Annotated in this window: 21 protein-coding genes; 11 read left to right on the plus strand and 10 right to left on the minus strand. The window is 58.2% G+C overall.

Annotated elements, in window-relative coordinates; all coding sequences use genetic code 11:
• The first annotated feature begins 159 nt into the window (after positions 1–159).
• From WH50_RS22240 to WH50_RS26195, 4 genes are all read left to right on the plus strand, one after another.
• Positions 160–522: an SPASM domain-containing protein gene (locus WH50_RS22240; RefSeq protein ID WP_104154417.1), complete on the plus strand. Its 363-nt coding sequence runs from the start codon at positions 160–162 to the stop codon at positions 520–522.
• Positions 523–719: 197 nt separating this feature from the next.
• Positions 720–1,199 (plus strand): hypothetical protein, encoded by a 480-nt coding sequence (locus WH50_RS22245; RefSeq protein ID WP_110189414.1) that lies wholly within the window; start codon positions 720–722, stop codon positions 1,197–1,199.
• A gap of 8 nt (positions 1,200–1,207) precedes the next feature.
• Positions 1,208–1,723 (plus strand): ankyrin repeat domain-containing protein, encoded by a 516-nt coding sequence (locus WH50_RS22250; RefSeq protein ID WP_133251404.1) that lies wholly within the window; start codon positions 1,208–1,210, stop codon positions 1,721–1,723.
• Between the two features lie 63 nt (positions 1,724–1,786).
• On the plus strand, positions 1,787–2,341 hold the full coding sequence (locus tag WH50_RS26195; RefSeq protein ID WP_133251405.1) for a hypothetical protein: 555 nt from the start codon (positions 1,787–1,789) through the stop codon (positions 2,339–2,341).
• Between the two features lie 82 nt (positions 2,342–2,423).
• Here WH50_RS26195 and WH50_RS22255 read toward each other — a convergent pair whose 3' ends face one another.
• From WH50_RS22255 to WH50_RS22270, 4 genes are all read right to left on the minus strand, one after another.
• Complete coding sequence (locus WH50_RS22255; protein ID WP_110189416.1) at positions 2,424–3,377, minus strand: alpha/beta hydrolase; 954 nt, start codon at positions 3,375–3,377, stop codon at positions 2,424–2,426.
• A gap of 70 nt (positions 3,378–3,447) precedes the next feature.
• Positions 3,448–4,731 carry a lysine N(6)-hydroxylase/L-ornithine N(5)-oxygenase family protein gene (locus WH50_RS22260; protein WP_110189417.1) on the minus strand — a complete coding sequence of 428 codons (1,284 nt, stop codon included), beginning with the start codon at positions 4,729–4,731 and terminating at the stop codon, positions 3,448–3,450.
• Positions 4,732–4,765: 34 nt separating this feature from the next.
• Positions 4,766–5,833 (minus strand): GNAT family N-acetyltransferase, encoded by a 1,068-nt coding sequence (locus tag WH50_RS22265; RefSeq protein WP_110189418.1) that lies wholly within the window; start codon positions 5,831–5,833, stop codon positions 4,766–4,768.
• A 154-nt stretch (positions 5,834–5,987) separates the two neighbouring features.
• Positions 5,988–6,320 (minus strand): hypothetical protein, encoded by a 333-nt coding sequence (locus tag WH50_RS22270; protein ID WP_110189419.1) that lies wholly within the window; start codon positions 6,318–6,320, stop codon positions 5,988–5,990.
• 287 nt (positions 6,321–6,607) lie between these two features.
• On the opposite strand from WH50_RS22270, the gene WH50_RS22275 reads away from it, so the two are divergent.
• Entirely contained in the window at positions 6,608–8,275 is a 1,668-nt protein-coding gene (locus WH50_RS22275) for a cyclic peptide export ABC transporter (protein WP_110189420.1), read from the plus strand.
• Positions 8,276–8,368: 93 nt separating this feature from the next.
• On the opposite strand, the gene WH50_RS22280 is transcribed toward WH50_RS22275, so the two are convergent.
• Positions 8,369–8,770 (minus strand): thiol-disulfide oxidoreductase DCC family protein, encoded by a 402-nt coding sequence (locus WH50_RS22280; protein WP_110189421.1) that lies wholly within the window; start codon positions 8,768–8,770, stop codon positions 8,369–8,371.
• Positions 8,771–9,182: 412 nt separating this feature from the next.
• Between WH50_RS22280 and WH50_RS22290 the strand changes: the two genes are divergently transcribed.
• The 3 genes from WH50_RS22290 (at position 9,183) to WH50_RS22300 (ending at position 11,392) form a co-directional block, all read left to right on the plus strand.
• Positions 9,183–10,214, plus strand: coding sequence for a proline racemase family protein (locus tag WH50_RS22290; RefSeq protein ID WP_207780436.1), 1,032 nt, complete (start codon positions 9,183–9,185; stop codon positions 10,212–10,214).
• 179 nt (positions 10,215–10,393) lie between these two features.
• Positions 10,394–10,762, plus strand: a complete 369-nt coding sequence (locus WH50_RS22295; protein ID WP_110189424.1) for a hypothetical protein — start codon at positions 10,394–10,396, stop codon at positions 10,760–10,762.
• Between the two features lie 144 nt (positions 10,763–10,906).
• Entirely contained in the window at positions 10,907–11,392 is a 486-nt protein-coding gene (locus tag WH50_RS22300; protein WP_110189425.1) for a single stranded DNA-binding domain-containing protein, read from the plus strand.
• Positions 11,393–11,467: 75 nt separating this feature from the next.
• Here WH50_RS22300 and WH50_RS22305 read toward each other — a convergent pair whose 3' ends face one another.
• From WH50_RS22305 to WH50_RS22325, 5 genes are all read right to left on the minus strand, one after another.
• Entirely contained in the window at positions 11,468–11,680 is a 213-nt protein-coding gene (locus WH50_RS22305; RefSeq protein WP_110189426.1) for a penicillin-binding protein, read from the minus strand.
• Positions 11,681–11,794: 114 nt separating this feature from the next.
• Positions 11,795–12,559 (minus strand): SDR family NAD(P)-dependent oxidoreductase, encoded by a 765-nt coding sequence (locus tag WH50_RS22310; RefSeq protein ID WP_110189427.1) that lies wholly within the window; start codon positions 12,557–12,559, stop codon positions 11,795–11,797.
• A 167-nt stretch (positions 12,560–12,726) separates the two neighbouring features.
• Positions 12,727–13,602: an SMP-30/gluconolactonase/LRE family protein gene (locus WH50_RS22315; protein WP_110189428.1), complete on the minus strand. Its 876-nt coding sequence runs from the start codon at positions 13,600–13,602 to the stop codon at positions 12,727–12,729.
• Complete coding sequence (gabD, locus tag WH50_RS22320) at positions 13,599–15,059, minus strand: NADP-dependent succinate-semialdehyde dehydrogenase (protein WP_110189429.1); 1,461 nt, start codon at positions 15,057–15,059, stop codon at positions 13,599–13,601. Before gabD ends, WH50_RS22315 begins: the two co-directional genes overlap by 4 nt.
• Before the next feature lie 140 nt (positions 15,060–15,199).
• Positions 15,200–15,967, minus strand: a complete 768-nt coding sequence (locus tag WH50_RS22325) for a GntR family transcriptional regulator (RefSeq protein ID WP_243410235.1) — start codon at positions 15,965–15,967, stop codon at positions 15,200–15,202.
• Between the two features lie 352 nt (positions 15,968–16,319).
• On the opposite strand from WH50_RS22325, the gene araD reads away from it, so the two are divergent.
• The 3 genes from araD to WH50_RS22340 are packed head-to-tail and all read left to right on the plus strand — an operon-like array spanning position 16,320 to position 19,374.
• Entirely contained in the window at positions 16,320–18,041 is a 1,722-nt protein-coding gene (gene araD / locus WH50_RS22330; RefSeq protein ID WP_104154432.1) for an L-arabinonate dehydratase, read from the plus strand.
• The gene (locus tag WH50_RS22335) at positions 18,041–18,820 is read left to right on the plus strand and encodes an HpcH/HpaI aldolase family protein (RefSeq protein ID WP_110189430.1); all 780 of its coding nucleotides are present in this window, start codon (positions 18,041–18,043) and stop codon (positions 18,818–18,820) included. The genes araD and WH50_RS22335 overlap by 1 nt, the downstream gene beginning before the upstream one ends.
• Positions 18,817–19,374 (plus strand): TRAP transporter small permease, encoded by a 558-nt coding sequence (locus WH50_RS22340; RefSeq protein ID WP_110189431.1) that lies wholly within the window; start codon positions 18,817–18,819, stop codon positions 19,372–19,374. Before WH50_RS22335 ends, WH50_RS22340 begins: the two co-directional genes overlap by 4 nt.
• Positions 19,375–19,379: the final 5 nt, after the last annotated feature.

The following is a 19,379-nucleotide window of genomic DNA, read 5'->3' on the forward strand; positions in this document are numbered from 1 at the left end:
TAGATTTTCAACGACCTGTTGGCGGTGATTTCTCATTAGGTGGTATCAGACACAGGGAATCATGAGCTGACGCCGGTCAGCTCATTCAGGCAGGGATGTTGCTTGGCTATTCCGAAGGGACGTACGTAAGGGCGGCGATCGGGATAACAGGAGTAATCCATGACTTCTTTATTGCAGAGCGATTTTCAGGGCGAGTACGAGCAGGAAAGTTACGAAGCCATGCGCAGGCGTTATCCGGGCTTTGGCGTCGGGCTGTTTGAGCAGTTGCAGCTGCGTATGCCGGGCGTGTTTGCCGGTTTACGTTTCTATTACCGCAGTAACAGCCCTTTTGCGCTGGATGCCTTTGCCATCTGCAAAGGCCTGCAGACGGAATTCGCCATCCAGCTCGATGGCGATATTGAAATGATCTGCATCTGGGACACCGACAGCCATATCGAGATCGGCGACTGGTACGACCAGGATCCGGTGACTGTGGCCCTGGACTATATTCGCCAGCACTATCTGGTGATGCATAGTGTGTGATGCTGAGTTGCTCTTACGCCCCCTCAATATCGTTGTTCCCGCCTTACCCTGTCCTTTACTCCCGTCCTGCGTACATGCGCTTAACCACTCAGGCACGTTGTGGCTGGGTTGCGCTCACCAGATGCGTTGATTAACCTACGGCCCGCTTGCAGAGGATGTAGTCGCAAGGTGTCTCGATATCACAAGGGAGTGATGAAATGGGTTCTGTTACTTTTGTTCTGCCAAAAATTGCGGCTGCTGATCTTGTTTTTGACGCCGCCGATACACGGGAAATTCTCGCCTTCTTCTGGCCTCGCCAGACGACCGCCATCGACCATCTGGCTATTACCGATTCCGTAAGAGAGTTTGCCCAGGGGCTGCTTATTGTCGCTGTCGATGCCTCCTATGCGATGGGCTATATCGACATTCTGGTGAATGTGCTGATCAAGCGTAAACCGGGGAGCAGCATTAAAAGTCTGGTGACCAAGCTGGTGAAGAAGAACGTCAGGCACTGGTGGAAACATGCGCAACAGAAAGACCTTCTGGATGCCAAAGTCTATGAGACGGTTCGCTCTGCCATAGCGCTCAAACAAAAGACTCAGCTGGATATGTATCTGAACGGATTGGCTCAGGTGTCTGACTCCGCAAGAAATACAGTGGCCTTTAACAAATCCTCCTGTAGCACTGTCTGGGCGTGAATATGCTGATGAAACCCATCACGAAAGTTCTGATAGTACTCCTGGTCTTGCTCGGTATTTCCATCGCCATGGTGGTGTACCGGTATGCGCAGACCTCACCGCTGGCTCTGGTAGCAGAAGCATCGCTAGAGCCGACACCTGCGCCAATGAAGTGGCTGGCAGTCCAGTCACTGCATTACTTCCATCCGTCGGCAGAAGAGATTGCTGACCTCAATCAGCAGGCCGGAGCACGTTATCTGGCGGCTTTGCCAGATCAAGCGGAGGCCAGAAGATTATTGCAGGAGTATCAACAGCAGGGTCTGGATCTCGATGCAAAAGACCAGCAGACCGGCACCGGGCTAACGGCATTACAGGGTGCTGCCATAGGTAATGAAACGGCGATGGTGAGCCTGTTGTTGTCACTGGGAGCCAACCCGCTGGCGGAAGATGCGCAGGGCCGCACTGCACTGGCTCTGGTAGAGCAAAGCCAGAGAAATCGCCCTGATATGGACTTTTCTGCTGTGCTGGCACTGTTGAAAAAATGAGCTGACTGATAACGCTGAAGGGCATCCATGGATGCCCTTCAATCTGTCTGTTAAGGGGTAAGGATGAATCCGAGAGAATTTCTAGATTTTCTACGATATGCAATAGGCAGTGTTGGCCCTGGTTACTACGGATATTCAGAAAGAGTTTATTGCTATGAGCTATATCACTTTCTTCGTGTGGCAATGTTTCATAGGCAACTAAACTCTACCCATCCCCATTTATACTTACATTCAGAGATTGTTAAAGTTGTACTTAATCATGCTGATGCAGAAAATATAGGGGTTTATCCACTTGGTAATCAGCGGTCGCCAGATTTTATACTCCACGAGCCTAATACAGCAGCTAATCAGATAGCTGTTGTAGAAGTAAAAGTAACACCAAATGTTGGCTATGCAGCCTGTCTAGATGACCTAGAAAAGTTAAGTGAATTAAAACGCAGCTATCACTTTCAAGTCGGCGTATTCCTTTGCATAAACTCAGGAATTAATAGGGTGTTTAAGCATATTAAAAGGGCTAGAGATGAGGGGCGTGAGCTAGACCCCGAGGTCATCATTATGGCTGTTCCTAAATGCGGACAACAAATCCAAGAGCAGACAATTGGTCAGTTACTCTCTTAACAAATCGCTGCTGTCGGACAAATTTTCCGCTGCGCTCCAAATTTGCCGCAGAGGCGGCGTTGTAGGCTGAGTCAGCTGGCGGCTAACTCACCCTCTTCTGCAACCACTCCCCAATCAAACGCTGCACCTGCTCGGCTTCCTCCACCATATTGCCCATGCGGATAAAGTCATGGGTCATGCCCGCGTAAACCCGGCACTCCACCTTATTACCTGCCTGCTGGAGCTGGCGGGCATAGTCCTGCGCTTCGTCGGCCAGTGGATCACACTCGGCGACGATCACCAGCGCCGGTGGCAGCTGGCGCAGATCCTGCGCCTGTGAGGGGGCAAAGCGCCAGTCATGGCGTTCGCCCGGCTGGTTCAGATAGTTATCGTAGAACCATCGTAGCGTGCTGGCTTCCAGCAGATGGCCTTCGGCATAGCGCTGATGAGAGGCGCTGTTCATCTCGGCAGCGGTCACCGGATAGATCAGCACCTGAGTGACGGGAGGGTGCCAGTCGTGCTGTTCACGAGCCTGCAGGCACAGGGCGGTGGCCAGCGTGCCACCGGCGCTGTCGCCGCCAACGGCAATACGGGTCGGGTCGAGCGCTGCCTGGCTGCCGTGTTGCTGCAGCCACTGATACACATCCACCACATCATTGAACGCCGTCGGAAAGCGGTGCTCCGGTGCCAGGCGATAGCCCACCGCCAGCACGGCAAAACCGGAATAGCTGGCCAGCGCACGGCAGAGAATATCGTGGGAGTCGAGGCTGCCCACACAGTAACCGCCGCCGTGCAGATACAGCAGCACCGGGCTGCTGGCGGTGGTTGCCAGCGGGCGATACAGGCGCAGCGGCAACCCGGCACCGTCGCGGCTGCGGATGCTCAGGTTTTCCACGCTGGCCATGGCTTTGGGCGGCTGGTCGAGCAGGGCCGAGGCGTTGTCGAACTCCTGACGGGCACGCTCCGGTGTCTGCTGTTCCATTGGCTTGCGCGTACCGTTGAGGGTGCCAAGCTCAATCAGCTCCAGAAAGGCTTCTATTTCAGGGTGGAGGGCCATGGGCGTCAGTGCTCCTGCTGTACTGGCTGAAATTATCGCTGGCTGAAATCGTGAAGACGTACCGGGTGGTTCAGGCATACGCCTTGCGGCTGGGGCGCTGCAGTTCGGGCAGCAACGCATCGCGGATTTCCGCTGAGCGAATGGCCAGCACCGACAGCAGGGTGTCACTCAGGCCGTGGGTGTTTTCGCTGCAGCCCTGCAGGAAGATCTGCGGCAGGAAGTGCGGGCGGGTAGCCACACGGTAGTAGCGGTCGGTCTGGTTGCTGTCGAGCCAGTCGGCCAGCGGTGCCAGCAGCTGATGATGGGCCTGACGCTGGAAGCCGGTGGCGAGAATCACCGCATCATAGTCCTGACGGAAGAAGGTGCCGCTGTCCTGATCATGCAGGGTCAGGGCCAGCTGATCGCCATGGGCTTCTGCCTGCGCAATGCCATGGCAGCGCAGGTAACGATGACGCTGCTGGCTGCTGACCTTCTGCAGATACAGGGTCTGATAGATCTGCTCGATCAGTGGCAGATCGACCACCGCATAGTTGGTGTTGCTGAACTCGGTGAGCAGCTGGCTGCGGTCTTCTTCGGCACTGGCGTAGATAAAGTCGGTGTAGCTGGGGTTGAACACTTCATTGACGAAGGGGCTGTCATCGGCGGGCTTGAGCGCGCGGGAGCGGCTGATCAGATCGACCTGATACCCCGGATGGCGACTGTGCAGATCCATAAAGATTTCCGCCGCGCTCTGACCGGCGCCCACCACGGCAATACGTAACGGACGTGATGGCAGGGCGGCAACCTGCTGCAGGTAGCGGGAAGAGTGGAACACCTGCGGATGGCCAGCCAGCCCTCTGAACTCTTCCGGAATACGCGGGCTGCCGCCAATACCCAGTGCCAGATTGCGGGTCAGACGCTCATGGAGGCGGCCATCACTGCCGCGACTGCGCACCCGCAGACACACCACTTCCCGGCCTTCCTGCTGCGGCAGGACTTCCACTACCTCTTCGCCGTAGTGCACATCCTGATCGAAATGGTCGGCGGCCCAGGTCAGGTACTGGTTGAATTCCTGACGGCTGGGGAAGAAGGTCTTGAGGTTGATAAAGTCTTCCAGCCGCTGGTTCTGGTGCAGGTAGTTGATAAAGGTAAAGGCGCTGGCCGGGTTGCGCAGGGTGGCCAGATCCTTGAGGAAGGACACCTGCATGGTGGTGCCGTCCAGCAGCATGTTGCCGTGCCAGACGAAGTCGTTCTGGCGCTCGATAAAGCAGCTGTCCAGCGTGGTGCCAGCCGCCTGAGGTAGTTCGGCCAGGGCGATGGCCAGTGACAGGTTGGAAGGGCCGAAGCCCACGCCGATCAGATCATGGATATGCATTGCGGTAGTCCTGTGCGTCATGGGTGGGGCGGCATCAACGGGGTGGCAAGGGCTGCCAGCGCTGTTCACTGAAGAAGGTTTCCCGCGACAGCATCAGCAGCTGAGCGCGCTTGTGCGGGAAGTCAAAACCTTTGAGGTTGGCAAAACCCAGCTGCTGGGCATGGCCGATCAGCCGGGCGTTATCGTGCCGGGGCTCGGCGACGATACGCTGGGTGCGTGGGTCATCCAGCAGCAGGAAATGCTGCAGGGACGGGAACCATGCGCTGAACCAGGGGCGGCCACGATAGGCGTCTTCCCCGACCAGCAGATGCCAGCCGCGGTCGTAATCTTCGACCTGATAGAAGGGCGCGATGCGGTCTTCGCGCGCCCAGTAAACCTCGAAATAGGCAAAGGGCTGCTCATCGAAACAGGCGATTAGCGTCTGGCTGTGCGGATCGGCTGCCTGCTTTTGCAGATACTCGCGGTGCTGCTGCATATCGCCCTGTTCCTGCCAGAAATGCGCAACCCGCGGATCGTTCATCCAGCGGTTGAAGCAGGGCAGGTCGGCATCCAGCTCCAGCGTACGCAGGCTCAGGGTCTGGCCGAGCCAGGGAATATAGCGCCGGTACAGAGTGCCATTGCGTTTCAGCGGACGCAGTGGATGGCGGCGGCCATTGGCATCCATGACGTAGCGCTGAGGGAAGGCCGGTGTCAGCGGCTGGTTGAGCCATAGCAGCGGCGACTGCCAGAAGCGTTCCGCCTCCACTATCAGCAGCACCTGTTCCGCTGATGACTGCTGCTGCCAGCCCAGCCCCTGTCGCAGCAGCTGTGCTGCCAGTTCAGGAGCGGTCTGCAGCACTACCTCGCCGGGGGCCGCAGGCTGAGCAAACACATAGTCGAGTGCGGCCAGTGTGGCGGCCAGGCTGGCATCGGCCGGGGCATGCAGCTGCTCTGCCTGCCAGCGAAAACGTTGCAGATCAGCCGCAGCGGGCAGCTGCACCAGCAGGACCGCACCGTCCTGCTGCACATGGATGGCTTGCAACTGTTCAGACTGACCGGCCTGAGGGCTCAGGTGCAGATTGCTGTAGCTGATAAAGGCGGTGGAGGGAGTAGTGGTTGGCATGGGCATCCGTCCTTGGGTGACGGAGCGGAGCGCAGATACATCCGTCGTCCTGATCACCCTGTATAAAAACTGGCTGCCCTAAGTGACGGATGAGAGTGATTTTTATTTATTTTGTGGCGGCTGTGGTGGCAGTGAAGCAGAGCATAAACCGGTTTCAGGGGCGGGGCGCCAGCCAGTACGTCCGCTGTAGCAGGAAATAGCCCAGCAGGGTGCCGATGGGAAAGCCAATCATCATAAAGGCACCGAGCACTTCCGAGGCCTTGCGGGCCGCCTCAAATCGGTAGCCGCAGCCAACGGCCAGCAGACCGTGCAGCAGGAACAGGCAGAAACTGGTCAGCGCCATGGCGGGCAGATAGGGGCTGGCATCGGGGCCAACCAGCAGCAGGCAGATGCCGTTAGTGATGAAGTAGAGCATGCCCAGCAGAATGTGAAAGCCCATCAGTTTGCGGTGGTTCTGATTGTGGATCGGGGCTGTCCATCGTTGCATCGGGAATCCTTACGGCTGGGTTGTGTTGGAGTTCAGTCTAACAGGTCGTTGAAAATCTATCTGCGTTGCCGAATACCGCGTCAAAAACAGGCTAAAAATGCTCATTTAGCTCACTAAACTCCGCTTTTTTGCCAGTTCTTTTCTTGTCTCGGCTGCCTCGATTACGCTTTTCAACGATCTGTGAACCACTTCTGTCCGCTTGCATAGATGGTAGTAGCATCAGGCTAAATCGGCAGCGGGATAAAACGTCTAGTGGAAACTGTCCCGCGATGCGAGAGCCACACGTCATGCTTGCCCGTCTGATCCAACAGACCCGCCCGGTCTTCTACGCTGCCATGGTGCTCAGCGTCCTCAATGGTGTTGCCAATGTGGGCCTGGTGTCCCTGATCAATGAGATTCTCAATGCCGATGGCGCGGCGCGTTACCCCTGGTTATGGGGTTTTGCGGCCATTGCCATCGTCGCGCTGGGGCTGCAGGTGGGGACGCGGATTCTGTCCGAGCGCCTGACCCACGGCAGTCAGGCCAGTATTCGCTCGCGGGTGGCGGAGCACGCCAGCAATGCCCGTTATCAGCATCTGGAAAAGGTCGGCGAGGCCCGTATTCGTACAGCGCTGACCGACTATTGCCATGATGTCGCCGAGTTTTTTGTCAGCCTGCCGGTGATGCTCACCAACGGCATCGTGGTGGTTGGCTGCATGCTGTACATGCTGTCGCTGTCATGGCCGATCTTTCTGCTGGCCTGCCTGACGTTGCTGCTGGGTTCTGCGGGCTATCATCTGGTGCACATGCGCGCCATCAAACATCTGCACGTTGCGGCCACCGAGCAGGAGCGGCTATTCGGCCACTTCGACTCGCTCACCGCCGGCGCCAAGGAGCTGCGTCTGCATCGTCACAAACGCGAGCTGTTCAGCCAGCAGGTGCTGGGCAACAGTATCGAAACCGTGCGCCGCGGCAAAACCACCGGCATGTCGGTCTTTGCTCTGGCCTCGGGCTGGGGCCGCTTCCTGATCTTCGCTTTTATCGGTCTGGTGCTGTTTCTGCTGGCGGCCAATAACGATCAGGAGCGGGTAATGACCGGTATTGCCCTGCTGTTCCTGTTCATGATCAATCCGCTGGAAGTGCTGCTGCTAAGCATTCCGCGAGCTAATATGGCCAAGATTGCTGCAGGCAAGATCGAAGCAATCTGCGATGAGCTGAAGATGGAAGAGGCCAGCGCCAGTGTGACGCCGACCGGTTTTCACAAGATCGCCATGCACGGTGTGATTCACCGCTATTTCCATGAGCAGAGCGATGAGTTCTTTACGCTGGGGCCAGTCAATGTCAGCTTCCGCCCCGGTGAACTGGTGTTTCTGGTCGGCGGTAACGGCAGTGGCAAGACCACGCTGGCCAAGCTACTGATTGGCCTGTATGTGCCGGAAGACGGGCAGATCGAGCTGGATGGCAAGGTTGTCAGCCATGCCAGTCGCGACGAGTACCGCCAGTTGTTCTCGGCAATTTTCTCCGATTTCCACCTGTTTGAGCGCCTGCTGGAAAGCCCGCGGGTGGATCTGGATGAAGCGGGTAATCGCTTGCTGACCAAGCTGCATCTGCAGCACAAGGTACAGATCAAGGACGGCGCCTTTACCACCCGTGCCCTGTCACAGGGGCAGCGCAAACGTCTGGCGCTGGTGGTGGCCTATCTGGAGGATCGTCCGTTCCTGCTGTTTGATGAATGGGCGGCGGATCAGGACCCGGCCTTCAAGGATGTGTTCTATCGTGAGCTGCTGCCCGAGCTGAAGGCACAGGGTAAGACCGTGGTGGTGATCAGCCATGATGACCGTTATTTCCATCTGGCCGATCGCCTGTTGAAGATGGAAGACGGGCAGCTGCGGGAAATGGCTCTGGAAGCCGACTCTGCTCTCGATCAGACGGAGCCGGTCATGACGAGGGCAGAGGGCGCTGCCTCCGTGCAGTAAACCTTAGTACGTTCATACTTTCATACCTTCATTTCTGCCTTACCCGCAGGGGGCACTGAACCCCCTGCGGTGCATCTGTGGGCAAGTGATGGCTTAGCGGCACTTGCCCTGCAGATCGCACTTTGCGCCCACTCTCATTCCCAGCAGACGGCTGATGCCATAACGGTTGCGGGCAAAACGCAGATACAGCCACTGCCACAACGGTTTGATCAGCGGCAGTGACAGCACCGCTGCCAGCCACTGTTTGTCCACCGCCCGATAGATCGCAATAAAAGCATCAATACCGCTCAGCAGCGGCCCTTCACTCTGGCTGACATGTATTTCCCGGTCCAGATCAGCAAAGCTGACCCCAAGGCTGGCCGGGTCAAAACCGGGTTGCTGTATATCGACGAACTGCAGTTGCTGACGCTGATTGAGGCTACCCAGCCAGCGCATTTCCCGGCTGCAGATGGCGCAGTTGCCATCGTAGTAAATGGTGAGAACATTCATCGTCATTTTCCCTTTCCTCTTCCTTGCCTGTCGCAGTGCATCCGTTATACGCCGGTCAGAGTGTACCCTGGTTGATGGGGCTGGTAGTCTGCTGTGCCAACCCCTTTGCGCATGCCACGATCTGCTGGGTGTCAGTCACGCACTGCTCTGATCGGCAGCACGTTTTTTGCGTGTTTCACCGATAAACTGTCCGCCGTTCGTGTAAATGTAAAAAGGCTGGATATTGCATGCAATTTTCTGCTAATGGTGGAGCGCCGTGGTGATGCCATTTTGCTGAACCAGGTTGTCGTATATCTGAACCAGGTTGATGTAAGCCTGAACTATGTTGCCATTGTAAACCTGACCTAAGTTGATCATCCGGCGCGTCACTGCTGAGCCAGAGCGGGCGCCCGGAATAGCCTGCCAGGGAGTGTTGGCCTTGAATTCTACTTACCCACAGATTGACGTGCTGGATATGCATACGGGCGGCGAGGCCGTCCGGATCGTACTGAGCGGCTATCCTCCCATTCCCGGTGACAGCATTCTGGCCAAGCGCCGTTATGCCCAGCAGCACCTGGACCATCTGCGTCGTTTTCTGATGTTTGAGCCCCGTGGTCATTACGACATGTATGGCGTGCTGCCGGTGCAACCCAGTTTGCCCGAGGCGGATCTGGCGGTGCTTTTTATCCACAACGAAGGTTACAGCACCATGTGTGGTCATGCGGTGATTGCACTTGGGCGCTATGCCGTGGATTACGGTCTGGTGGAGAAGGTGGAGCCGCTGACCCGGGTCAATATCGAATGCCCCTGTGGTCTGGTGAGTGCCTATGTGGAAGTGCAGGATGGCCAGTCTGGCAAGGTCTATTTCGACAGTGTGCCGGCCTTTCTGCTGGCAGCTGATGTGGAAGTGCAGGTGCCGGGATACGGTGCCATCACCGTGGATGTGGCCTACGGCGGCGCCTTTTATGCGCTGGCCGATGCCATGTCGCTGGGGGTGGACATTTATAACAGCCCGGTGCGCCATCTGGTGGATGCGGCCACGGCCCTCACCGGTGCCGTGCGCAATGCGGTAACGCTTGCCCATCCTGAGCATGCCGATCTGGCTTTCCTCTATGGCAGTATTCTGACCGATGGCCGTAATCACCCTGAAGACGGGGTGTCGCACAATATCTGTGTATTTGCCGATGCCGAAGTCGATCGCAGCCCGACCGGCTCCGGGGTCACGGCACGCACGGCCGCACGGGTGGCCAAGGGGCAGATCATGCTGGGTGAGCGGGCTGAGTTTGAAAGCATTACCGGTGCCCGCTTCAGTGCCGAGGCTATCCGCCAGTTTGAGTACGGCGAAGGTACCGGCATTGGTACCGGTCAGGCGGTACAGGTACGTGTTGCCGGGCGCGCTCATTACGCCGGTAAGGCCAGTTTCTGGCTGGAAGATGGCGACCGGATCGGGCAGGGCTTTCTGTTGCGTTAGGTTACATTTGACTTAAAGGAGACACGTTTAGCTTTGTGCAGGCCGTTTGCAAAGATGGTGTAAGGACTGGTTTTGATCTGTGTAAATCCAGCATGAGTACGGAATCTGACCGAAACAGCAGGCCACCATACCCAGTGCTAGTATCAGCTCTGTCTTAACCCCAAACTGTCGAGTGGCAAATGATGAAAAACCTGTTGAAAGTTGGCGTGTTGCTGGTGGCAGGAAGCCTCGCGGGCGTGGCTTCCGCCGCTCAGACTCAAACTCCGGACACCAACCCGGTGGTCCCTGCGCAGACTCAGGTCAAGCAGCATCAGGCTGAGAGCACTGCGACCAAGAAAGCAGAAAGCAAGAAAACCGCTGAGAAGAAAGCGACCGAACAGCATAAGCAGGCCGCTACCAAGAAAGCCGAACAGCACAAGGCGGCTGTCAAAAAAGTAGACAGCAAGAAAGTGGCCAGCAAGAAAGAACCCAGGAAGACTGAAGTCAAACCCGTAGTCAAAAAGGTTCAGCCAGCCAAGACTACCCCTGCAGTAACTCCAGAAGGCTGATCCCATCGTCCGGCAGGGTTGAATCGCCATAATTCGACCGCATTCGCAGTACTGAACCTGCCCGCAGAGCAAGAGCCTGTCGTCAGCCTGATGACCGGCTCTTTCAGACCAGAAAGATCAGCAAGACCAGAAGAGTAGCGCGTTATGAAAACAGCATTGAAAATCGGCGTCCTGCTGCTGGCAGGCGGCATGGCGGGTGTTGCACTGGCCGACAATCCTCCTCCCATCACGGCCAAAGTGGTGCCACAGGAGCAACAACAGCAACAGGACCGTGATCATCAGGACCACAAACAGTCCCGTGATGAGCACAAGAATGATCACAACAAGGCAGCCAACAACGCGCCTTCGTACAACAGGCAAGGTCACGAGACCAGCAAGGAACAGCACAAACCCAAGCCCATTACCGCCAGAGTGGTGCACAAGCCAACCAAGGCCCAGGGCCGGGTAGTGCGTCACATTCGTGATGATATCTATGAAGTGCGGGCCGATGGCCGCCTGATGCAGGTGCGCATTCCCACCAAGGTGATGGCCAGCCACCGCCTGCGCCCCAATGATGAGATCATCATTCAGGGTAACGATTTCGTGAACAGCATCCTGATCGTCACCAATCTGCTGATGCCTCCACGTTAATCGCTGGCAATAGTTACCCCATATACAAACAACGGCAGCCTCTCCCTGCCGTTGTTTGTTTCTGAGCTGCCCATGTCAGTAGGTTGAATTGGGCGTCAGTTCCGGGTTGACGTCGCCGTACACCTCTTCCGGGTCAATCCCGCCTTCCAGCAGTGCTTCACGCACCGTATTGATGTGCTCCAGTACCTTGTCAGTGCGGTCACCGTATTCGTAACGGGTCACTTCAATCGCCTTGGGCATATAGCAGAAAGCAATCTTCAGGGCTTCCAGCAGGTCGTCATGGTTCATTACAGAGTCCTTGGCAGATTTATCAGACAGTCAGCCTGGTATGTGTGGCTGCCGGTGCCTGCCTGCAAGATCTGCGAACATTCTGCCGAAGCTGCTCAGGTGCCCGGCCAGTCATCAGACGATGCCGCAATCCACCACAAAGCTCTGACCCGCACAGGCGCGGCTGTCGTCTGAGGCGAGGAACAGCACCATGGCAGCAATGTCGTCTGGCTGAATGCGGAATTTCAGCGCCTGCAGATCAAGGAACTGCTGGTCGATATCCGGATTGAGCCAAAGTGCCTTCTGCCGCTCGGTCACCACCGCGCCGGGCAGAACCGAATTCACCCGTATACCCTGCGGCCCCAGCTCACGAGCCATGGTGCGGGTCATAGCGTGAATGGCACCCTTGGCCGTGGTGTAGCCGACAATACCGGGGCGGCCACGCAGCCAGCCGATGGAACCCATATTGATGATGGAGCCTTTATCCTTCATCAGTCGGGCCGCCTGCTGCATGGCGAAGAAGTGGTGGCGCAGGTTGATGTTCTGGCAGTTATCCCAGTATTCGGGCGTTACTTCATCAACATCGTGACGATCATCCTTGGCGGCGTTGTTGATCAGCACGGTAAGGCCGCCCATGGCGGTCGCTGCTTCGCTGATGCACTGCTGCAAACGGCTGATGTCGCGCACGTCACAGGGAGCATACCAGGGCTTGATGCCGGTTTCCTGTGCTGCGCGGGTGACCAGCGCCTCGGCGCTCAGCTCATCGATATCGATAAAGGCCACGTGGGCGCCCTGAGCGCAAAAGGCCATGACCAGATGCTCGCCGATGCCTGAGGCGCCACCGCTGATAAAGACCTGCTGGCCGCTGAGGCTGGGATAACGGTTGGTAAGGGTTGTCATCGTGGTAAATCCGCCCTGTGATACCTGAAAACAGAATGCTGAAGCGTCGCTGCGGCCTGATTCGGGCAGCAGTGTGCCAGCCGGTGTGCACCGGTGCTGGCGTGATGGATAGGTTGTTATCCGGGCGATGCTGAGCCGAGGGGCAACACCGCGCCGAGGAAGCGCTGCTAGCGCGGGTCGTAACGGAAGCGGTGCTCCACTCGTCCGGCCACCTCGACCCGTACGCTGAACAGCGCACCGCTCAGTGGGTAGTCGGCCAGTTCTGCATCCGGGCGCTGGCCGACGCTGGTGATATACAGCGTCTTCAGGTCGGCGCCACCAAAGGCCACCATGGTCGGGCAGCGTGCGGGAACGGCAATTTCGGCGACGATGTCGCCTTGCGGGCTCAGTCGCACCACCCGGCCACCCTCGTACAGGGCGCTCCAGTAGTAACCTTCGCTGTCTACCGCCGCGCCATCGGGGCGACCGAGTCCGTGGGGGAACTGATGGAATACCCGGCGGTTACTGGCGGCCCCACTGCTGATGTCGTAGTCGTAGACATAGATCACATGACGTGGCGTATCCGAGAAATACATCCGCGTATTGTCGGGGCTGAAGGCCAGACCGTTGGCGGTGTTGACGCCGTCCTCCAGTCGTCTGACCGTCAGCGCCGGATCCAGACTGTAGAGACTGGCGCCGCCGGTCTTGCTCTTGTCCATGGTGCCCGCCAGCAGACGCCCGGCAGCGTCGCAACGGCCATCATTGAAACGGTTGTCTGGCAGATCGGCTTCCGGGTCGCAGATGGGCCGCAGTGGCGCGTCCCAGCTATCGATAAAGTAGAAGCCACTGCGCATGGCCAGCACGAAGCCGCCATCATCGCGCAGGCTGAAGCAGCCGATTTCCTGATCGAACTGACGAATGTCGTTAGTGTGGGTACGCGGATCGAAACGATGCAGCCGGAAGCTGTCGATATCGATCCAGTACAGGCACTGGCTCTGCTCATCCCAGCGCGGGCATTCACCCAGCCGGGCGCGCACATCCAGCGCGACCTGGACTTCGCTCATTTATCCACCCCACCCATGCAGATGTATTTGATGTTGAGATAGTCATCGATACCGTACTTGGAGCCTTCGCGCCCGACGCCGGATTCCTTGTAGCCACCAAAGGGTGCGACTTCGGTGGAGATCAGGCCGCTGTTGACGCCGACCAGACCGCTCTGCAGGGCTTCGGCAACGCGCCAGACGCGGCCGATATCGCGGGAATAGAAGTAGGCGGCCAGACCAAATTCGGTGTCGTTGGCCATGGCAATCACTTCGGCTTCATCACTGAACCTGAACACAGGCGCCAGCGGGCCGAAGGTTTCTTCGCGGGCAAACTTCATCTCGGTGGTGGCATCGGCCACGATGGTGGGCTCGAAGAAGCTGTAACCCAGACGGTGGCGTTTACCGCCGGTGACGACACGGCCGCCTTTCTGCAGCGCATCACTGATGTGTTCTTCGACTTTCTCTACCGCTTTCATATCGATCAGCGGGCCCTGCTGCACGCCTGCTTCGGTGCCATTGCCGACTTTCAGGGCTTCAACCCGCTCTTTCAGTTTGGCGAGGAAGCTGTCGTACACCCCGGCCTGCACATACATGCGGTTGGCGCAGACACAGGTCTGACCGCTGTTGCGGTATTTGGACACCATGGCGCCTTCCACCGCGGCATCAAGATCGGCGTCATCAAAGACGATGAAGGGCGCATTGCCCCCCAGCTCCATGGATACTTTTTTTACGGTCTCGGCGCAGTCACGCATCAGCTTCTTGCCGATTTCGGTGGAGCCGGTGAAGGTCATCTTGCGCACGATGGGGGAGTCCGTCAGGGTCTTGGCGATCTCCGCCGCAGAGCCGGTAACCACGTTGACGACACCTGCTGGAATGCCCGCCATTTCCGCCAGTTTGGCCATGGCCAGCGCGGTCAGCGGGGTCTGGGAAGCTGGCTTGATCACCATGGTGCAGCCAGCGGCCAGTGCCGGGCCGACTTTGCGGGTGATCATGGCAGCCGGGAAGTTCCATGGTGTGATGGCGGCGCAGACCCCGACCGGCTCTTTCATCACCAGCAGGCGACGGTCGTTGCCGATGGTGGGGATCACATCGCCATAGATACGTTTGGCTTCTTCCGCAAACCATTCCAGAAAGGAGGCAGCGTAAGCGACTTCCCCTTTGGCTTCGGTCAGGGATTTGCCCTGTTCGCTGGTCATGATCAGGGCCAGGTCATCGGCATTGGCCAGCAGCAGGTCATTCCATTTACGCAGTAACGCTGAACGCTCCTTTGCCGTTTTGGCGCGCCAGGCAGGTAGCGCCTTGTCGGCGGCAGCAATGGCGGCCTGGGTTTCCGTGCTGCCCATCTTTGGCACGCTGCCCACCAGTGCATTACTGGCAGGGTTGGTGACTTCAATCACGGCGCCGCTGTCGGCATCACGCCACTGGCCGTCGATATAGCACTGGGAAAGCAGCAGGGCAGGGTTGTTCAGGGTCAGCATAATCGTCCTCATCGCACAGTTTATCGTTATCAGTTCATCGCCAGAGGCGGGCCGTTGCAGGGTCTGGGCTGTTAGTTCACGACCTGCTAATTCAGTTCGTCCAGCCAGTTCAGCTCGACCGGCTAGTTCAGCTCGACCAGCTAGTTCAGCTCAACCAGATAGTGGAAGTCATCGCTGCGTACCCGGCTGGTACGGTATTCCACCGGTTTGCCATCCAGCGCCTTGGCAATACGTTCCACTACTAATACTGGGGCCCCGGGGGGGATATCCAAGGCAGCGGCATCGTCAGCGTTGGCCAGATCGGCCTTGATGCGATCACAGGCCTTGTGCACGTTGACCTGATACTGCTGCTGGTAAAAGTGATAGAGCGAATGGGGCAGCTCAGGCAGCAGATGCAGATCACCAAACAGCGCGTGCGGCAGCAGAATCTCTTCGCGGATACAGGGTTTGCCATGCATCGCGCGCAGGCGGTCAATACGGATCACCGGGCTGCCTTCGGTGAGATTGAGCGCCGCGGCAATACGCTGGTCGGCGGCTATTTTGCTCATGCCACGCAGCTGCGCATTGGGCAGCTCCGGTGTGCCGCCATCGGCGACGATATGGAAGAAATGGAACAGGGTCTGCTGCAGGGTGTGTTCGGAGACGAAGGTACCGACGCCCTGACGGCGGAACAGGATGTGTTCGTCGGTCATGGCATTCAATGCCTTGCGCACCGTGCCCTGGCTGACGCCGAACAGATCGGCCAGCTGAAACTCGCTGGGCAGCATCTCACCGGCCTTCCAGCGGCCTTCAATAATGTACTGGGTGATCAGCTGCTGCACCTGTTTGTACAGGGGCTGATATTGCGGGCCAGAACTGGGGCTGGTCGCCGCGGATTGTGTAGGACTGGCTGCTGAACTTTCCATCATCACGCTCTATCACGCAGTAGACGGTGGCTGTTTGTACCGTGCTTAAGAGCACGGGTCAGGCCGTCTGAATTCGATTTGGACATGCTGCTTTATTTCACAGATAGCGAATTTTCGCTACCGGAAGCGCACCACTGGCGGTATTTCGCTACAAGGCTACCCTGTCGCGTCACCTTTTTTGCACCCTGTGAGTGAGAAGTTTTTGCCCAGGGGTTGCCAGTCGTTTTAATTTCATGTCTTATATAAGACATATAACACATGATAGCAGAGCACCCGTCAAGGGCTTTGCTGAAGTAAGGCCAAAATCAGCCTCAACCTGTTTGGCCGACACCGGACAAGAATAAAGAACGGGCCTATGACCAAGACACTTGAGAACCTGCGCAGCCAGCGCTGGTTTGCCGCGGACAACATGCGTGCCTTTGCCCACCGTCAGCGTACCCAGCAGACGGGCTATCGCCGTGAAGAGTTCATGGGCAAGCCGGTGATCGGCATCATCAACACATGGAGCGATATCAGTACCTGCCACAAGCACCTGCGTGAGCGGGCGCAAAATGTGCGCGAAGGCATTATCCGGGCGGGTGGTTTCCCGCTGGAGCTGCCCGCCATGTCGCTGGGCGAGGTGATGGTCAAACCGACCACCATGCTGTATCGCAACTTCCTTGCCATGGAAGTGGAAGAGCTGCTGCGCAGCCACCCCATTGACGGGGCGATACTGATGGGTGGCTGTGACAAGACCACCCCCGGCCTGCTGATGGGGGCTTTCAGCATGAACGTGCCGGCTATCTATATTCCTGCCGGTGCGACCCTGAGCGGCTGGTTCAAGGGGCAGAAGATTGGCACCGGCACCCATACCCGCAAGTTCTGGGATGAGAAGCGTGCCGGCAATCTGAGCGAGCAGGACTGGCTCAGACTGGAGTCATCGATGACCCGCTCTCACGGCACCTGCAACACCATGGGCACTGCGTCGACCATGACCGCGATTGCCGAAGCACTGGGTATGACGCTGCCCGGCGCCTGCACTATCCCGGCGGCCGATTCTGCCCATCCGCGGATGTGCTCGCTGGCCGGTGAGCGCATCGTGCAGATGGTGTGGGAAGACCTCAAACCCAGCGATATCGTCAACGAGGCGGCTTTCGACAATGCCCTCATCACGTATATGGCCATGGGCGGCTCGACCAATGCCGCGGTGCATCTGCCCGCGATGGCGGGGCGTCTGGGGATCAGCCTGCCTCTGGAACGGCTGGATTACTGGTCGCAGCGGATTCCGGTGATCGCCAACCTGATGCCTTCCGGCAGCTATCTGATGGAAGACCTGTTCTACGCCGGTGGTCTGCCTGCCCTGATGAGCCGTTTGGCGGGCTATCTCAATCTGGAGCAGCCCACCGTCAACGGTCGGACCCTCGGCAGCAACCTGGAAGACGCCGAGATTTATAACGACGACGTGATCCGCAGCCTCGACAACCCCATCACCAGTCAGGGCACGCTGGCCGTGCTGAAGGGCAACCTTAGCCCGACGGGCGCAGTGCTGAAACCCTCCGCAGCTACCCCTGCACTGCTGAAGCATCGTGGACAGGCACTGGTGTTTGAAAACCACGCCGAAATGAATGCCCGTATTGATGACCCGGCGCTGGAGGTGGATGCCTCTACGGTGCTGGTGCTGAAAAATGCCGGCCCCCAGGGCGGACCGGGCATGCCGGAGTGGGGTGGCCTGCCGATTCCGAAGAAGCTGCTGCAGCAGGGCGTGCGTGACATGGTGCGCATCAGCGATGCGCGCATGAGTGGTACCCACTTTGGTACCTGCGTGCTGCATGTGACCCCGGAATCCTATATCGGTGGCCCGCTGGCGCTGGTGCAGACCGGTGACTGGATTGAGCTGGATGTGGATGCGCGACGTCTGCATCTGTGTGTCGACGACGATGAGCTGGCGCGCCGCAAGGCGGCCTGGCAACCGCCACAAGCCCATTACGAGCGCGGCTACGGTGCCATGTTCAGCCGTCATGTGACGCAGGCTGATCAGGGCTGTGACTTTGATTTTCTGCAGGGCAATGCGCCCGTTTCCGAACCGGAGATTTTCTGATGAGCCTGAACAATACCTTTAAAAACAAACTCCTGGCTGGTCAGCGTCAATTGGGTGGGTGGAGCCTGTCGGGCAGCTCAACCATTGCCGAGGCCCTGGCTCATCTGGATTACGACTATCTGGTGCTCGATCTTGAGCATGGTCCGAGCAACACCCAGGATCTGCTGCAGCTGTTGCGTGCGGTAGAGCAGACCGCCACTCAGCCGGTGGTGCGCATGGCTAGCCATGACCCCATCGCCATCAAGCAGGCGCTGGATCTGGGTGCCATGAACCTGTACTTCCCCTTTGTGGAAAACGTGGCCGAAGCCGAAGCCATCGTACAGGCCGCTTTCTATCCGCCTGCGGGGCGGCGTGGTTTTGCCAAGATGCACCGTGCCAGCCGTTATGGTATCCGCGCCACCTACGTGGAAGAGGCCAATGACGCCATCTGCCTGATGGCCCAGCTGGAATCCCCCGAAGCGCTGATGCAGGCAGTGGATATCGGCAAGGTGCCGGGCATCAGTGCCGTGTTTATCGGCCCCGGTGATCTGTCGGCAGCACTGGGCCTGCACGGTCAGGTCAATCATCCGGAAGTACGACAGCTGGCGGCAGATACCGTGGCGCGTTGCCGTGAGGCGGGGATTGCCGTGGGCACGGTCATGCCATCCCCTGCTGATGCGGTGTGGGCCTTCAAGGTGGGCTTCAGCTATGTCTCCATCGCCAACGATGTGGCCAACCTGCTGAGCAAATGCCGCGAACAGCTGGCTGACGCCCGGCAGGGCCTCGGGGAGGCACTATGATGGGGCTCAATCTGCTGCGCAGCGGATTGCGTCGGCTCAATCTGGGCCTGCTCAGTGTGGCCAAATACCTGTCGCTGACGCTGGTGGCGGTGATGACGCTGGTGATCCTGCTGCAGGTGGTGTGCCGCTATGTGTTCAATGATGCCCTGGCGTGGACCGAAGAAGCCGGGCGCTACATGATGGTGTGGATGACCTTCATCGCCCTGCCCATCGTCTGCTACAAGGGCCAGCACGCCGCGCTGGACTTCTTCTCCCACCTGCTCTGGCGTCGTACCCGCTATTTACTGGAGATCGTGCTGTATACGCTGATCATGGTGGTGCTGTTCTTTGCACTGGAGAAGAGCTGGCTGTTTGCCAGCAAGGGCGCGCGCATTTTCGCCACCTCGCTGCCTATCACCAAGTACTGGGTCTACCTGTCGATGCCTATCGGTTTTGGCCTGTCGATGCTGGTGTATGTGGAACTCATTCTTGATGCCATCACCGGTTTGTTACCGGAGCGGCGTCAGGCACAGCTGCAGGCCCAGCCGGGTCAGGCGCTGTGGAAGCAGCTGTAAGGAGG

The organism is Pokkaliibacter plantistimulans (assembly GCF_003194385.1).
GTDB classification, from domain to species: domain Bacteria; phylum Pseudomonadota; class Gammaproteobacteria; order Pseudomonadales; family Balneatricaceae; genus Pokkaliibacter; species Pokkaliibacter plantistimulans.

What these genes read in the sequence shown, in the direction of transcription:
- WH50_RS22240 (WP_104154417.1), top strand. Translation starts at nt 160, where the DNA reads ATGACTTCTTTATTGCAGAGCGATTTTCAGGGCGAGTACGAGCAGGAA.
- WH50_RS22245 (WP_110189414.1), top strand. Translation starts at nt 720, where the DNA reads ATGGGTTCTGTTACTTTTGTTCTGCCAAAAATTGCGGCTGCTGATCTT.
- WH50_RS22250 (WP_133251404.1), top strand. Translation starts at nt 1,208, where the DNA reads ATGAAACCCATCACGAAAGTTCTGATAGTACTCCTGGTCTTGCTCGGT.
- WH50_RS26195 (WP_133251405.1), top strand. Translation starts at nt 1,787, where the DNA reads ATGAATCCGAGAGAATTTCTAGATTTTCTACGATATGCAATAGGCAGT.
- WH50_RS22255 (WP_110189416.1), bottom strand. Translation starts at nt 3,377, where the DNA reads ATGGCCCTCCACCCTGAAATAGAAGCCTTTCTGGAGCTGATTGAGCTT.
- WH50_RS22260 (WP_110189417.1), bottom strand. Translation starts at nt 4,731, where the DNA reads ATGCATATCCATGATCTGATCGGCGTGGGCTTCGGCCCTTCCAACCTG.
- WH50_RS22265 (WP_110189418.1), bottom strand. Translation starts at nt 5,833, where the DNA reads ATGCCAACCACTACTCCCTCCACCGCCTTTATCAGCTACAGCAATCTG.
- WH50_RS22270 (WP_110189419.1), bottom strand. Translation starts at nt 6,320, where the DNA reads ATGCAACGATGGACAGCCCCGATCCACAATCAGAACCACCGCAAACTG.
- WH50_RS22275 (WP_110189420.1), top strand. Translation starts at nt 6,608, where the DNA reads ATGCTTGCCCGTCTGATCCAACAGACCCGCCCGGTCTTCTACGCTGCC.
- WH50_RS22280 (WP_110189421.1), bottom strand. Translation starts at nt 8,770, where the DNA reads ATGACGATGAATGTTCTCACCATTTACTACGATGGCAACTGCGCCATC.
- WH50_RS22295 (WP_110189424.1), top strand. Translation starts at nt 10,394, where the DNA reads ATGATGAAAAACCTGTTGAAAGTTGGCGTGTTGCTGGTGGCAGGAAGC.
- WH50_RS22300 (WP_110189425.1), top strand. Translation starts at nt 10,907, where the DNA reads ATGAAAACAGCATTGAAAATCGGCGTCCTGCTGCTGGCAGGCGGCATG.
- WH50_RS22305 (WP_110189426.1), bottom strand. Translation starts at nt 11,680, where the DNA reads ATGAACCATGACGACCTGCTGGAAGCCCTGAAGATTGCTTTCTGCTAT.
- WH50_RS22310 (WP_110189427.1), bottom strand. Translation starts at nt 12,559, where the DNA reads ATGACAACCCTTACCAACCGTTATCCCAGCCTCAGCGGCCAGCAGGTC.
- WH50_RS22315 (WP_110189428.1), bottom strand. Translation starts at nt 13,602, where the DNA reads ATGAGCGAAGTCCAGGTCGCGCTGGATGTGCGCGCCCGGCTGGGTGAA.
- gabD (WP_110189429.1), bottom strand. Translation starts at nt 15,059, where the DNA reads ATGCTGACCCTGAACAACCCTGCCCTGCTGCTTTCCCAGTGCTATATC.
- WH50_RS22325 (WP_243410235.1), bottom strand. Translation starts at nt 15,967, where the DNA reads ATGATGGAAAGTTCAGCAGCCAGTCCTACACAATCCGCGGCGACCAGC.
- araD (WP_104154432.1), top strand. Translation starts at nt 16,320, where the DNA reads ATGACCAAGACACTTGAGAACCTGCGCAGCCAGCGCTGGTTTGCCGCG.
- WH50_RS22335 (WP_110189430.1), top strand. Translation starts at nt 18,041, where the DNA reads ATGAGCCTGAACAATACCTTTAAAAACAAACTCCTGGCTGGTCAGCGT.
- WH50_RS22340 (WP_110189431.1), top strand. Translation starts at nt 18,817, where the DNA reads ATGATGGGGCTCAATCTGCTGCGCAGCGGATTGCGTCGGCTCAATCTG.